The 13,799-nt window shown below is 56.6% G+C and carries 10 protein-coding genes and 2 tRNA genes; 3 read left to right on the forward strand and 9 right to left on the reverse strand.

Annotation, left to right across the window (positions count from 1 at the left end; translation table 11 throughout):
- Positions 1 to 57: 57 nt before the first annotated feature.
- Positions 58 to 393 carry a DUF496 family protein gene (locus ACWYRJ_RS12260; RefSeq protein ID WP_008499467.1) on the forward strand — a complete coding sequence of 112 codons (336 nt, stop codon included), beginning with the start codon at positions 58 to 60 and terminating at the stop codon, positions 391 to 393.
- Positions 394 to 441: 48 nt separating this feature from the next.
- Here ACWYRJ_RS12260 and ACWYRJ_RS12265 read toward each other — a convergent pair whose 3' ends face one another.
- From ACWYRJ_RS12265 to emmdR, 3 genes are all read right to left on the reverse strand, one after another.
- Positions 442 to 777: a gamma-glutamylcyclotransferase family protein gene (locus tag ACWYRJ_RS12265; RefSeq protein WP_455507964.1), complete on the reverse strand. Its 336-nt coding sequence runs from the start codon at positions 775 to 777 to the stop codon at positions 442 to 444.
- Positions 778 to 830: 53 nt separating this feature from the next.
- Positions 831 to 906: transfer RNA gene (locus ACWYRJ_RS12270), tRNA-Asn, on the reverse strand.
- Positions 907 to 1,009: 103 nt separating this feature from the next.
- Positions 1,010 to 2,464, reverse strand: coding sequence for a multidrug efflux MATE transporter EmmdR (gene emmdR, locus ACWYRJ_RS12275; protein WP_455507965.1), 1,455 nt, complete (start codon positions 2,462 to 2,464; stop codon positions 1,010 to 1,012).
- Positions 2,465 to 2,625: 161 nt separating this feature from the next.
- Between emmdR and ACWYRJ_RS12280 the strand changes: the two genes are divergently transcribed.
- A tRNA-Asn gene (locus ACWYRJ_RS12280) sits at positions 2,626 to 2,701 on the forward strand.
- Positions 2,702 to 2,837: 136 nt separating this feature from the next.
- Here the strand turns inward: ACWYRJ_RS12280 and ACWYRJ_RS12285 are convergent.
- The 3 genes from ACWYRJ_RS12285 to shiA all read right to left on the reverse strand — a co-directional run bounded on the left by ACWYRJ_RS12285 (position 2,838) and on the right by shiA (position 7,470).
- Positions 2,838 to 4,610, reverse strand: coding sequence for an aminopeptidase P family protein (locus ACWYRJ_RS12285; protein ID WP_455507966.1), 1,773 nt, complete (start codon positions 4,608 to 4,610; stop codon positions 2,838 to 2,840).
- An 18-nt stretch (positions 4,611 to 4,628) separates the two neighbouring features.
- Complete coding sequence (locus tag ACWYRJ_RS12290) at positions 4,629 to 6,083, reverse strand: AMP nucleosidase (RefSeq protein WP_455507967.1); 1,455 nt, start codon at positions 6,081 to 6,083, stop codon at positions 4,629 to 4,631.
- Between the two features lie 73 nt (positions 6,084 to 6,156).
- On the reverse strand, positions 6,157 to 7,470 hold the full coding sequence (gene shiA, locus ACWYRJ_RS12295; RefSeq protein WP_455507968.1) for a shikimate transporter: 1,314 nt from the start codon (positions 7,468 to 7,470) through the stop codon (positions 6,157 to 6,159).
- Between the two features lie 253 nt (positions 7,471 to 7,723).
- On the opposite strand from shiA, the gene pagP reads away from it, so the two are divergent.
- The gene (pagP, locus tag ACWYRJ_RS12300) at positions 7,724 to 8,299 is read left to right on the forward strand and encodes a lipid IV(A) palmitoyltransferase PagP (protein ID WP_045403108.1); all 576 of its coding nucleotides are present in this window, start codon (positions 7,724 to 7,726) and stop codon (positions 8,297 to 8,299) included.
- Here pagP and ACWYRJ_RS12305 read toward each other — a convergent pair.
- The 3 genes from ACWYRJ_RS12305 to ACWYRJ_RS12315 are packed head-to-tail and all read right to left on the reverse strand — an operon-like array spanning position 8,296 to position 13,405.
- Positions 8,296 to 9,261: an acyltransferase gene (locus ACWYRJ_RS12305; protein ID WP_133294749.1), complete on the reverse strand. Its 966-nt coding sequence runs from the start codon at positions 9,259 to 9,261 to the stop codon at positions 8,296 to 8,298. The two genes, pagP and ACWYRJ_RS12305, sit on opposite strands and share 4 nt — an antisense overlap.
- Positions 9,258 to 12,320, reverse strand: a complete 3,063-nt coding sequence (locus tag ACWYRJ_RS12310) for an efflux RND transporter permease subunit (RefSeq protein WP_455507969.1) — start codon at positions 12,318 to 12,320, stop codon at positions 9,258 to 9,260. Before ACWYRJ_RS12310 ends, ACWYRJ_RS12305 begins: the two co-directional genes overlap by 4 nt.
- The gene (locus ACWYRJ_RS12315) at positions 12,320 to 13,405 is read right to left on the reverse strand and encodes an efflux RND transporter periplasmic adaptor subunit (protein ID WP_455507970.1); all 1,086 of its coding nucleotides are present in this window, start codon (positions 13,403 to 13,405) and stop codon (positions 12,320 to 12,322) included. The genes ACWYRJ_RS12310 and ACWYRJ_RS12315 overlap by 1 nt, the downstream gene beginning before the upstream one ends.
- Positions 13,406 to 13,799 lie beyond the last annotated feature (394 nt).

Consider the following 13,799-nt stretch of genomic DNA (forward strand, 5'->3'; position numbering starts at 1 on the left):
TATTGTTACAACGGTTGCTTTAACGAATCCGAATCTCACATTATCAGGGGTGTAAAAATGGAAACTACCAAGCCTTCGTTCCAGGATGTTCTGGAATTCGTCCGCCTGTTCCGCCGCAAAAACAAACTGCAGCGTGAAATCCAGGACGTTGAGAAGAAGATCCGTGACAACCAGAAACGTGTTCTGCTGCTCGACAACCTGAGCGACTACATCAAGCCAGGCATGAGCGTTGAAGCTATTCAGGGCATCATCGCCAGCATGAAGAGCGACTATGAAGACCGCGTTGATGACTACATCATCAAAAACGCAGAGCTGTCCAAAGAGCGTCGCGACATCTCCAAGAAGCTGAAAGTGATGGGCGAAATCAAAAACGGCGAAGCAAAAAGCGAGTAATCGCAGCGAATCGTGAAAAAGGCTCTCTGGTGACAGAGAGCCTTTTTTTTATGACTCAGAACGCGGCTGCAGCTGATAAATCCAGGCCTGAACCTGCTTGCCTTCAGAGGTGGTCACTGCGACCTCAACCCGGTCATAGCCGTCTTCAAACTCATCCAGCATTTGCCAGTGTGCGGCAAGGTTATCAGAGATAAACAGATAGCCTTCGACGCGGGGACCATCGGGGTGGAGCACAATCCCCGGGAAGTCCGCCGCAGCACCCCAGCCGCGTTCGTAAAACGTGCCGGATACGGAACCGGCCAGCCATTCGCCGCCGATGTTCTCAAGAATATGCGCATTAGAATGGCCCGGGCGCAGCGTGCCGTAGACAAACAGAGCGTTCATTTTCCCTCATCCGCAAAGCAAAAAGCCTGCTTTAAAAGCAGGCTTTTTAAATTTGGCTCCTCTGACTGGACTCGAACCAGTGACATACGGATTAACAGTCCGCCGTTCTACCGACTGAACTACAGAGGAATCGTGTGAACGGGGCGCATATTATCGATGCTCCGCCGGGATGTCAAAGGCAGAATGCATATTTCCGATCGTTTGCCGAATTATTCTCCACTTCGCGCAATTGTCAGGCATTTTTCCGCGGATATTTCCACAGCCAGCGCCCGCTGACCATCCGCCAGTAGAACAGCGCCCCACGTACGGCCCAGTCGAGGAACATCCCCAGCCAGACGCCGACCACTCCCCATCCGAGCATTACCCCGAGCGTATACCCCGCCACAACGCGACATCCCCACATGCCGAGCATCGAAACCCACATCGCAAAGCGGGCGTCGCGCGCCCCCTTCAGCCCGGCGGGCAATACCCATGAGGCCGCCCAGATGGGCATAAAGGCCGCGTTGAGCCAGATGAGGATCTTAACGACCTCTTTAACGTCGTCTTCGTGGGTATAAAACGAGGCCATCAGCCCGGCAAAGGGCGCAGTTCCCCAGGCGATCAGCGTCAGTCCAATGGTCGACAGCCAGAAAACATGCCGCAGCTGCCGCTCCGCCTGGCCTATCTGCCCTTTCCCGAGCCGTTTACCGGTGATGATGGTCGATGCCGACCCCAGCGCGTTACCCGGCAGGTTAATCAGCGAGGCGATGGAAAAAGCGATAAAGTTACCGGCGATCACGTCGGTGCCCATCCCGGCGACAAACACCTGCGTCAGCAATTTCCCGCCGTTAAACAGCACCGACTCAATGCTCGCAGGAATACCGATCCCCATCACTTCCCAGATAATGGCGAAATTAAAGGGGCGGAAATAGCTTTTCAGCGTAAGGCGTAGCGAGGGGGTGATCCCCGCCATCAGTACCCCGATGATGGCTGCCGCACCGATATAGCGTGAAATGGTTAAACCCAGTCCGGCGCCGACGAAGCCGAGCCCGTCCCACGAGAACACGCCGTAGATCAGCACGCTGCTGATAATGATATTGAGGATATTCATCCCGCCGTTGATCAGTAGCGGAATTTTGGTGTTGCCCGCCCCGCGCAGCGCGCCGCTGCCAATAAGGGCAATGGCCGCTGCCGGATAGCTTATGACGGTCATCTCCAGGTAGGTCAGCGCCAGGTCTTTAACCTCGTTCGTGGCCTCCCCGGCGACAAAGTCGATAATCTCTTTACCAAAATAGTGGATCACCGCCGCCAGGACGATCGAAAAAATGGTCATGATCATCAGCGACTGGCGGGCCGCCTCGCGTGCACGTTTGGGATCCAGCTTGCCGAGGCTAAAGGCCACCACCACCGTCGTCCCGAGGTCTATGGCGGCAAAGAACGAGATCACCACCATGTTAAAGCTGTCCGCCAGCCCAACCCCAGCCATCGCCTCTTTACCCAGCCAGCTCACCAGAAAGGTGCTCAGAACCCCCATCAGCAGAACGCAGGTATTTTCCAGGAAGATAGGCACAGCAAGAGGGGTGATTTCACGCCAGAACAGGACACGATAGCTTTTACGTTTTGCATACCATGGCGTGCGCGTTATCGCCTGGCGTAAGGAGGCAGTGACGTTCAAAATGGACCTTAGCGAGAAAAGTTGAAACTCCATTTCAAATGATGGGGGACAAATGCTAATCCTGCAAAGTATTTTCCAGAAAAAGATGTGTGGATTTACAACAAACTGACGACAGAATCAGCAATCGGTCGATTTTCCCTAAGATCAGGTTTGACAAAACTTTTTTCGCCGCTAAGATAAGCCTCCACAACGATTCCTCTGTAGTTCAGTCGGTAGAACGGCGGACTGTTAATCCGTATGTCACTGGTTCGAGTCCAGTCAGAGGAGCCAAATTTAAAAAGCCTGCTTTTGAAGCAGGCTTTTTGCTTTTCTGCGCCGGGTAAAATTGTCGGGTGGCGGCTTCGCCTTACGCGATCTACGGGACTGTAGGCCCGGCAAGCGCAGCGCCACCGGGCAACAAACCGAACTACTGTTTGACGCGAACCGGCGCCGTCGCCTCTACCAGCCACGGACGCGCATCGCTGTTCACCAGCGGTGACAGCGCCTCACGGACCTGCTGGTGATACGCATCCAGCCACTGTTTTTCCTGCTCGTTCAACAGATGCAGCTCAACCTGACTTAAGTCGATCGGGATAAGCGTCAGCGAGGCAAATTTGCAGAATCCCGGGCGGCTCTCCACAATCTCCACCTGGTTTTCAATACGGATACCGTGGCTATCGCCCAGATAGTAGCCCGGCTCGATAGTCATGATATTTCCCGCCACCAGCGGCCACGGGTTAACCTTTTTGGCGATGCGATGCGGGTTCTCATGGATCAGCAGCTGGTGCCCCACGCCGTGCCCCGTACCGTGATCGTAATCCAGCCCCATCTCCCACAGCGGGCGACGCGCAAATGCATCCAGCTGATGTCCCTGAGTCCCGGAAGGGAACTGCAGGGTAATGAGCGACAGGAAGCCTCTCAGCACGGCAGTGTAGTGCAGGCGCTGCTCCGGGTCGACCTGACCCCATGCCAGCGTGCGCGTGGCGTCAGTGGTGCCATTAACGTACTGACCGCCGGAATCGTTCAGGTAAAAATGATTGTGACCGATGGGCTTATTGCTGGCCTCGCTCGAATGATAGTGGCACATCGCCGCATTGCTCGAAGAGGCGGAGATGGTCGCAAAACTTTGCTCGATGAACCCCGGCTGCTGTTTGCGGAACGCCAGCTGCTGCGCCTGGACTTCCAGCTCGGTGAGCGGATCTCCTGCCGCCTCGCGAAGCGGCACTTCGCGGCTCAGCCAGGCGAGGAAGTTGACCCACGCGGCACCGTCCTGGTAATGACACTCGCGATAGCCTGCCAGTTCTACCGGGTTTTTAGTGGCTTTCATCAGGGTGATAGGGTCCGTCCGCCAGACAATTTCTCCGCGTGGTTCAATGGCGAAGCGCAGAGCAACCGGCGCGGAATCGGCATCAACCATCACCCGTTTGCCTTCAGCAATCTGCTGGCAGCGTTCGACAAAGGCGTTCTGTGGTGCAATGGTAAACGCATTGCGCACATCGTCAGGCAGGGCGCTGAGCTTGTTGTCGTTAACAAACCACTCAACGTGACCGTCACGTCCAAGAAGGGCAAAGGAGAGCGGTACCGGGCTGTATGGGATATCCGCGCCACGCACGTTTAACAGCCAGGCGATATTATCCGGCAGCGTAACGGCGAGATAATCGGCATTGTTCGCGGCCAGCATAGCAGCGACGCGCTGGCGTTTGTCCGCGCTGCGTTCGCCGCTGTGTTCAATCGGCATATTCCGGATAAGCCCCGCCGGCGCGGCAGGGCGATCGGTCCATAAGGTGTCAAACGGCGAGGCTTTCAGCGGGACCAGCTCGCAAGGCGTGGCGGACAGTTGCTCAAACTCCGAGTGGGTCATCAACAGCGGGTCAAAACCGATGCGCGTGCCTGACTCAACGTTTTCTGCCAGCCATTCAGCCAGCGGCTCGTTGTGCAGGTGGCGGATTTCAATCTCGTCCAGATTCACCTGAACGCGGGCCTGGACCTGATAGCGCCCGTCGACGAACAGTAGCGCTTTATCCTTCAGTACCAGCGCGACGCCGGCAGAGCCGTCAAAGCCCGTCAGCCAGGCCAGCTTTTCGTCGTACGGCGCGCAGTATTCGCTCTGCCAGGCATCCGCGCGCGGGACGATCATCCCGTCGAGATGGCTGGCCTCAAGCCAGTGGCGCAGGGCAGAGAGCGGTGATGTGCTGGACATTGTTTTTCCTTATCGTTATTAGCGGAACGGCGGCTCGTTGAAGGTGCGCAGCTTGCGCGAATGGAGCCTGTCACCTTCCGCCCGAAGCAGGTCGATAGCGCGAATGCCGATTTGCAGATGCTCTGAGATAGCCCCTTCGTAGAAACGGTTGGCCTGGCCGGGCAGCTTAATTTCGCCGTGCAGCGGCTTATCGGAGACGCACAGCAGCGTGCCGTACGGAACGCGGAAGCGATAGCCCTGTGCGGCGATGGTGGCGCTCTCCATATCGATCGCCACCGCGCGGCTCAGGTTGAAGCGCAGCGCCGATGCGGAGTAACGCAGCTCCCAGTTGCGGTCATCCGTCGTGACGACCGTACCGGTGCGCAGCCGCTGCTTAACTTCTTCTCCCGGCATGCCGCTGACCTCTTTGGTGGCGTCGTACAGCGCACGCTGCACTTCGGCGATGCTCGGGATTGGAATATCCGGCGGCAGCACCGCATCAAGCACGTGGTCATCGCGCAGATAGGCGTGGGCGAGCACGTAGTCGCCAATCAGCTGGCTTTCGCGCAGGCCGCCGCAGTGACCAATCATCAGCCACACGTCCGGGCGCAGTACCGCCAGATGGTCGCAGATGGTTTTGGCGTTTGACGGGCCGACGCCGATGTTGATCAGCGTAATGCCCTGACCGTCGGCGGTGATCAGGTGCCAGGCGGGCATCTGGTGTTTTTTCCACGCCAGATCGGAGATAGCCTGCTCGGGCGCTTCGGTCTCCGCGGTGATCCAGATCCCGCCCGCGCAGGAGAGCGCGATATACGGGCTTTCGGGGTCGAGGATCTGGCTGCAGCCCCAGCGGACAAATTCGTCAACGTAGCGGGTGTAGTTGGTAAAGAGCACGAACGGCTGGAAATGTTCGACTGGTGTACCTGTGTAGTGGCGCAGGCGCGCCAGGGAGAAATCGACCCGGCGGGCGTCAAAGTGCGACAGAGGAGAAAATTCGGCCGGGTGATAAATCCCGTCTGCCGTTTCATCGCCAATCTGCGAAAGCTCGGTGGTCGGGAAGTGGCGGGTCAGCCCCGCGCTCATGGAGCGGTCAAGGGTTAACGCCGAACCGTCAATCACGTACGGATAAGGGATCTCATGCTGCGAGGGCTCAACGGAAATGCGCGCGCCGTAATCCTGATACAACAGCGTAAGCTGTTCTTCAAGATACGGGCGGAACAGCGCAGGGCGGGTGACGGTGGTGCTGTAGCAGCCGGAGTGGGTAAAACGGGCGTAGGCGCGGGTTTTGGGATTACTGCTGGCGCTGCCGTCCCAGGTCACAGAGAGCGATGGATAAACAAAAAGGCCCTCGGTTCTGGCCTTTTGGTCGGGGAGTTTCCCTGTTTCGATATATTCGCTAATGGCGCTGCGCAGCGCGTTGACGGACTGTTCATACAGCGCGTCGAGTTTTTCCAGCGCCTGAGCCGGGGTCAGGCTGGAGCCCTTATTATTCATCTCTGTCTCCTTGTTCCACAGGTGTGCGACTCTACCCGATAGTATGTCACACGCCTGTGAAACAAAAGTGAGATCAGCGGTGGCTCGTCTCTTTCATCAGCAGCGCCGTTGCCGCCGACAGCAGGCAACCGGCCAGAAGATAAATCGCCACGCTGTGCCAGTTGCCGCCGGAGAAGGTCACCAGCGCAGCGGCAATAAACGGCGTAAACCCGCCGCCAACCACGCTTGCGACCTGGTAGCCCACGCCCGCGCCGCTGTAGCGGTAGCTGGCGCCGAACAGCTCGGTAAACATCGGCTGCTGCACGCAGACCACCATATCGTGAGCGATGTTAGCGAGCATGATGGCAAAGAAAACAATCCAGAAAACAGACTGCGCCTCCAGCGCCATAAAGAACGGCCAGGCGCTGAGGGTCCCAATCAGCGCCCCGGTGATGTAAACGCGACGGCGACCAAACCTGTCCGCCAGCCAGGCGAAGCAGGGGATAGTCAGGCAGCTGATCCCGCCGACCAGCAGGCCAATATTCAGGAACAGTTCACGGGGCAGGCCGAGATTCTGCGTCGAGTAGTTCAGGGCAAAGGCGGTGACGATATACATCGTCAGCAGCTCGCACAGGCGCAGGGCGATAATTTTCAGAAAAGCGCCAGGGTGCCGGACAAGGGCTTCCATGACAGGAAGTCTTTTGTTAGCGGCCGGTTTTTCCTGCTGCTTTTCGAACTCTGCCGACTCCTCCATTCCGTTACGGATCCACAGGGCGGCAATGACCAGCACGATGCTGAAGATGAACGGAATGCGCCAGCCCCAGCTCAGGAACTGCTCGTCGGTGGTGAGCTGGCTGATGAGCGATACCAGCCCTGTGGAAAGCAACAGCCCTACGCCGTACCCGACCTGCACGCCGCTGCTGTAAAACGCTTTCTTATTTTTTGGCGCGCTCTCAACGGATAGCAGCGCCGCGCCGCCCCATTCGCCGCCCACGGCAAAGCCCTGAATAGCGCGTAATGTCACCAGCAGCAGCGGTGCCCACCAGCCAATGGCGGAAAACGAAGGGAGAATGCCAATCAGCGCGGTGGCGATCCCCATCATCCAGACGGTGAGCATCAGCATGCGCTTGCGGCCGAGACGGTCGCCGAAGTGGCCGAAGATCACACCCCCCAGCGGGCGAAACAGAAAGCCAACGCCGAAGGTAGCAAACGCGGCGAGCGTGCCCATCGCAGGGCTGACCTGGGGGAAGAATTCGCGATTAAACACCAGCGCGGCGGTAATGCCGTAAAGCAGAAAATCATACCAGTCGACGACGGCACCCGCGAAGCTGCCGAGTGCGGCGCGGCGGGCACGATTGAGCGAAGGGGTCTCCTCGTTGGGACGATCGGAGATGAGGGTGGAGTCCATAGTTGTCCTGTCCGTACTAATTTTTAATTATTGGTATAAGAAAAGGTCACTCACATTGCGCCGTCATATAAACGGAACCTATGAGACTACCGCGACAAAACGCCTGAGAAAACGTTTTTATCTTTCCTGAAGGTGCTGAATAAATAAATTTCATCTTCGCCTGCAGCGAGATAATTGTGTCTTCTGGCTCCGTTAAAGGCTGAATGGTTTACAGTAATAGTGACCGCGCGTGAGTTAAGCTGAGGGAATAACGATGCAACGCACCTTTTCGGCATTCTGGATGATTCTGTTTTTATTCGTCGCACCGCTTCATGCGGAGCCCAACGTCTATGGTGAACAGCGTATCAGCGGCTGGTGGAACGCGCTGACGGACGATATTTCGCAAACCTGGGAGCAGCCTCAACGTTACGATCTGTACCTGCCGTTTCTGAGCTGGCACGCTCGCTTTATGTACGACAAAGAAAAAACCGATAAGTACAACGAAATGCCGTGGGGCGGTGGCCTGGGCGTTTCCCGCTATAACGAAGAGGGCAACTGGAGCGCGCTTTTCGCGATGATGTTCAAGGACTCGCACAACGAATGGCAGCCCGCGATGGGCTATGGCTGGGAGAAGGGCTGGTATCTGGATAATGCCAAAGATTTCCGCCTTGGGCTCGGTGCTGCAGCGGGCATCACGGCGCGAGATGATTTTGCAAACTATGTCCCGCTACCGTTTATCTTCCCGCTGTTCTCTGCCGGCTACAAGCGCGTTACCGTCCAGTTCACCTATATTCCTGGAACCTATAACAACGGCAACGTGCTTTTTGCCTGGCTGCGCTTAGGCTTTTAAAGGGTGATCACCTTTTTTGCCACGGCGTTAGACAATACCAGCATGGAGAAGAGAACAGAGGTGACGAACGTAAGCACAATCAGCGCCAGCTTCATTCCGAGAGAGGTCACCGGTATCAGCGCCGTCAGCAGATGAAACACCGAGTAGTGCACAATATATACGCCGGTCATCGTTTTGCTGATGGCGGCCAGAATGGACTCCTTGAACTCAGCATTGCGGCGAAAGCGCACGCCGTTCGCCGCAATCACCAGGGCAATAATCAGGATGTAGATCTGCGAGCCGGTGAGAATAAAGGCGTTTCTGTCGGCCTTAAACAGGGCAAAAAAGAAGTGGCGCTCGTAAAACCAGGTGAAAAGATAGATAAACGGGATGGCGATAACCGCCGCCCTGACTACATTTTTGCGGCTTATCCACTCGGCGATTTTAGGGTCGCAGAAAAGTTGCCCCGTCAGATAAAACAGCAGCCACGTCCACAGCCGATACTGCGGTGAAAGAGAAAGGACGTGCGTTTCAGGATAAAGCGCCGATAGCAGATCGTAGCCGTAAGAAAAGAACAGCAGGGCAGCAATTACGCCGCTGAACAGCGCTCTTCGCTGGCTAAGCCACTCAACCACCGGGTGGAAGGTGTAAATTACGACAAAGGCGAACACGAACCAGGGCTGGATTAAATACCCGCGCTGATAAGGTTCCCACAGGTAGTAGATCGTTATCCAGAACAGAAAAACAATCACCAGACTTTTAATTTTACCCAGCTGCCAGCGCGTGCCGTGCCGCGATTGTCCGTCGAGATAGCCCGACACCACAAAAAACAGCGGTGTGGCAATCGTCGAGATAAAGGTTAAAAACCCCAGGATCCAGTGATAGTCATAATCATAATGATCCCAGGTGTTGTAGATGGTAAAGAAGGTCACCGCCGTCATACAGCCCAGCGTCTTGATAATGTTCAGCCCTGTCGCATTCATTGTTGTTTGGCTTCGTCCTTACGATGGAAACACGCGTAGATCACGGGGAGTACCAGCAGCGTCAGGATTGTAGCAAACCCCAGTCCAAACATAATCACAACGGCCATGCTCTGGAAGAAAACATCCAGCAGCAGCGGAGCCAGGCCAAGTACGGTAGTGAACGCGGTGAGCAGGATAGGGCGCAGGCGCGAGGTGGCGGCATAAACGATCGCGCTGTGCTGATCCTTTTGCATTTTCTGCTGTTCAATCTCTTCAACCAGCACGATGCCGTTGCGGATGAGCATTCCGCTCAGGCTCAGCAGACCTATCAGCGCCATAAAGCCAAAGGGAATGCCGGTAATTAAAAATCCTGGCGTGACGCCAATCAGCGCCAGCGGTACGGTCAGCCAGATTGCGACGGCATTTTTTACAGAGCTGAACATCAGCACCGTAATGACAAACATCACCAGATACCCGAGAGGCAGCGTAGTGAATAGCCCTTGCTGCGCTTCGCTGGAGTTTTCCGCATCGCCTCCCCACTCGATGCTGTAGCCGTGTGGCAGGGGAAGGGCATCCACTTGCGGCTTGACGCGGGCGAGAATATCGCCGGAGGTTTGCTGGCTCAGCGGGTCCGGGTCCGTCTGAACCGTCAGTACCCGCGAGCGGTCGCGTCGAAGGATGAGCGGATCTTCCCACTCCAGCGAGAAGCTGCTGACGACGTTACTCAGCGGGATATACTGCTGCCGCGCCTGGCTCCACACCAGCACGTTGTTCAGGTGACTGGCATCCAGCCTTTCACTTTCCGGGGGCCTCACCACCACGGGCAGCAGGTCGCTGCCTTCCCGATACAACCCCGCCCGGCTGCCAGAGAAATTCATTTCCAGCGCGTTGTCGACGTCCTGCTTATCCACGCCAAGCTCGCGTCCCAGCGCGGCGACGTACTGCGGACGGATCACCTTGCTGCGGTTTTGCCAGTCGTTTCGGACGCTCCCCGTGGCCGGGTCGCGCGCCAGAATATCGTCCACCTGGCTGGCAATCAGGCGCAGCCTGTCAGGATCCGGGCCTTTAATACGCACTTCAATGGCGCTGTCGCCGGAGGGTCCAAACATCACCCGCTTCGTGCTGGCGTTGACCTGCGGGTAGTTTCGCGCGATGTACTCATCCACGTAGCGCGTCAGAGCGGAGATGTTGCGCTGGTCATCCATGCGCACCATGATCTGCGCGTAGTTGCTGTACTGCCGCTGTCCGCTGTAGGTCAGAATAAAGCGCATGCTCCCCTGACCGATGGTAGAGACGGTGGTTTCCACGCCGGGCTGGCCCGTGATGGTTTTCTCAATATCGCCGGTCATTTTCTCGGTCCATTTGATATCGGTCCCGTAGGGTAACCACAGGTCGACAAAGAAAATCGGCGTATTGGACGACGGGAAAAAGTTTTGCCGCACCGCGCCAAACCCCCAGACAGACGCGGCCAGCAGGGCGGCCATCACTACCAGCGTCGGTGCCTTATGGTGCAGCAGCGTGTTAAGCAGGCGCTGGTAGAGGCGGTAGAGACGTTTGTCGTAAGGATCTGACTCGTCGGCGTTGTCCGGCGCGCTGTCGTTTTTAAACAACCACCACTTAATCAGCACCGGGGTGAGGGTGAGCGCCGAGAACCAGCTCAGCATCAGGGAAATCAGAAGCACCTGGAAAAGGGATTTACAGTATTCCCCGGTGGAATCCTGCGACAGCCCGATAGGCGCAAACGCAAGGATGGCGATCACCGTCGCCCCCAGCAGCGGCAGGGCGGAGCGGCGGATGATATTATTAACGGCGGTTAACAGCGGTGAGCCCTGCTGCCGGGCAATCAACACCCCTTCAACAATTACGATGGCGTTATCCACCAGCATGCTGAGGGCAATAATCAGCGCCCCGAGCGAGATCCGCTGCAGCTCAATGCCACACAGATACATAATCAGCAGCGTACCCAGCACGTTAAGGGCCAGAGAAACCGCGATGATTATCCCGCTGCGCACCCCCATAAAGATCAGCAGCACGCCGATGACGATCGCCAGCGCCATCAGGAAGTTAATAATAAAACCGTTAACAGAGTGGCCCACTTCGGCTGCCTGATCGTAAAACAGGTCTATCTGTATGCCTGCCGGTTTTTCCGCCGACATCTGGTTTAGCTTCGCCTCCAGCGCGTGGCCCACGTCGATCACATTCACGCCGGGAATAAACGAGACGCCCATGGTGACGGCTTTTTTGCCGTTGGCATGGTAGATACTGGCCGGCGATTCGTTTAGCCCGCGCGACAGCGTGGCGATGTCCCGCAGACGCGTCGCCGCCCCGGTGCCGGAAGGCGTGATGATGAGATCCGCCAGTTCATCAAGATTCTCGAATTCGCCGGTCGGGTGCAGACGAATGGATTCGCTGCCGGAAGTGATTTCTCCGGCGCTGGAAACGACGTTAAGTCTGCTGAGCAGAGCGGAAAGCTGGTTCAGCGTAATGCCGCGCGCGGCCATTTTGGTCAGAGAGATATCGATGTTGACCTGCTGGCTAATGGCCCCGCCGATGGCGACCTTCGCAACCCCGGGAACCAGAATTAACTCGCGGCGCAGTTGCTCCGCATATCTCACCAGTTCAGGATTACTGAATTCATCCCCGGAAATGGCGAAGAAGAAGCCGAATACGTCGCCGAAATCGTCATTTACAAAGGGCGTGACGACGCCGGGCGGGAACTGACGCGAGGCGTCGCCCACGCGACGGCGCAGTTCATCCCAAATCTGCGGCAGTTCGTTCGAGTGATAGCGTGACGCGATGTTAACGGTGATTTGCGACAGACCGTTTGAAGAGATAGAGCTCACGTTGTCCAGGTAAGGCAGCTGCTGAAGGGCATTCTCCAGCGGAAGCGTCACCTCTTCTTCAACCTGCTGAGCGGATGCGCCGGGGGAGTGGGTGACCACCACTGCGGTTTTGATGGTAAAGGCGGGATCTTCCAGCCTGCCGATATTTAACAGGGCGAAAATACCCCCGATGCCCAGCAGCAGAATCGTTAGCCAGACGCGTACGGGGTTATTAATAAATTGACGAGAAATCTCCATTACAGTCCCCGTTCACGCGTCCAGATACGCACCGGCTGGTTAGCATGGAGTTCCCCAACGCCTGCGGCAACCACGCGTTCGCCCGCTTTAAGTCCGCTGACGATCGTTACGCCTTCGCTACTCACTTGACCTACGCTGACCTTGCGGTCTTCAAGATGGAGCGCGTCGCCTTCTCCTGCCACGACCCAGACGTGCGGCTCATTGCGCGGGCTGTTGTCCGGGTTAAAGACGGCTTCAACCGGTACGACCAGCGCCTGAGCGCCTGCGCCAGCAGGGAGGTTGGTTAAATTGATGGTCACCGTACCGCTTACGCCACCGACGGCGGGAAAATCATCTGGTCGCGGCATGGTCAGTATCACCTGCCAGGTCAGGGTATTGCTGTCGCTGCTGCCCGAGTGCTCTTTGTAGACGGCGGTAAATTCCCGATCCGGAATGGCGTTAATTCTCACCACGGGGCGATACTGCGCGTTGCGAATATCAAAGGTCTTAAAAAGGTTCTCAGGAATACTAAACACAACGTCCAGCAGGTCGGTGCGGGTTAACGTCGCGATGGGCTGACCGGCTGACACCACCTGATGGTTTCGGACATGTACGCTGGCCACCGTCCCGCTGAAGGGGGCGACGAGCGTCATCTGATTCAGCTCTTCTCGGGCAATCTGCAGCGCCGCATTCGCCGAATCGCGGTTCGCGCGCTGCACGTCCATTTCTGCTTTGGAAATCGCCTGGCGGCCCGCCAGCGTCTGGAAGCGATCGAACTGCCTCTGGGCCAGCGTCGCCGCCGTTTGTCTGTCGTTAACCCGCTGCTGGGCTTCACGGGCGTTCAGTCTGGCAAGCTGTTGCCCCTGTTTAACGGCTGCGCCCTGACGTACATCGAGCGCTTCAATTTGGCCTGCGCGCTTGAAGGAAAGGTCTGTGGCATCGCCCGATTCAATGCGGGCGGGGAAAACGCGCTGCTGGGCGTGACCGGGAACCGTCACCTCCGCCACTTTTACCATCCTGGGCAGGGGGGACGCTTGCTTGGGTTTCGGGTCGCACGCCGTGAGCGTTAACAAAACGAACGGTAAAAGAGAGAGGTAGCGGTTCACTGTATTCCCCTAATAAATAACTGTTTTATTTATTCCATAACCTGGACAGGGGTGACACTATTCAGCCAGAACAGTGACGACCATATAGGTAAATAAACCAATCGCCGTGCTGGCGATAATAGCAAGCGCGATAAACATACCCAGGCGGATCAGGCTTAAACCATACATAAATTCCTCCATGAGCCGGAAGCGGTGGCTGACTATGAGCATAGCCTGCGAAAAGATAAATGTTAAATAACCATTATCAGTGGGCAAGCGCTAAACCTGATATTCCTGTGCTACGTTTAATATCATCCATCTCTTTTTACCGTAACTGGCATTAAGGGCAACCCCCTGCATTTAATGCGTTTTTTTGCTTCATTCACTCTCGTGTTGGTTATAAAAAGGATGCTCG

Source organism: Enterobacter sp., from assembly GCF_977039595.1.

Coding starts and splice junctions, on each gene's coding strand:
- ACWYRJ_RS12260 (WP_008499467.1), top strand. CDS start 58: ATGGAAACTACCAAGCCTTCGTTCCAGGATGTTCTGGAATTCGTCCGC.
- ACWYRJ_RS12265 (WP_455507964.1), bottom strand. CDS start 777: ATGAACGCTCTGTTTGTCTACGGCACGCTGCGCCCGGGCCATTCTAAT.
- emmdR (WP_455507965.1), bottom strand. CDS start 2,464: ATGGAGTTTCAACTTTTCTCGCTAAGGTCCATTTTGAACGTCACTGCC.
- ACWYRJ_RS12285 (WP_455507966.1), bottom strand. CDS start 4,610: ATGTCCAGCACATCACCGCTCTCTGCCCTGCGCCACTGGCTTGAGGCC.
- ACWYRJ_RS12290 (WP_455507967.1), bottom strand. CDS start 6,083: ATGAATAATAAGGGCTCCAGCCTGACCCCGGCTCAGGCGCTGGAAAAA.
- shiA (WP_455507968.1), bottom strand. CDS start 7,470: ATGGACTCCACCCTCATCTCCGATCGTCCCAACGAGGAGACCCCTTCG.
- pagP (WP_045403108.1), top strand. CDS start 7,724: ATGCAACGCACCTTTTCGGCATTCTGGATGATTCTGTTTTTATTCGTC.
- ACWYRJ_RS12305 (WP_133294749.1), bottom strand. CDS start 9,261: ATGAATGCGACAGGGCTGAACATTATCAAGACGCTGGGCTGTATGACG.
- ACWYRJ_RS12310 (WP_455507969.1), bottom strand. CDS start 12,320: ATGGAGATTTCTCGTCAATTTATTAATAACCCCGTACGCGTCTGGCTA.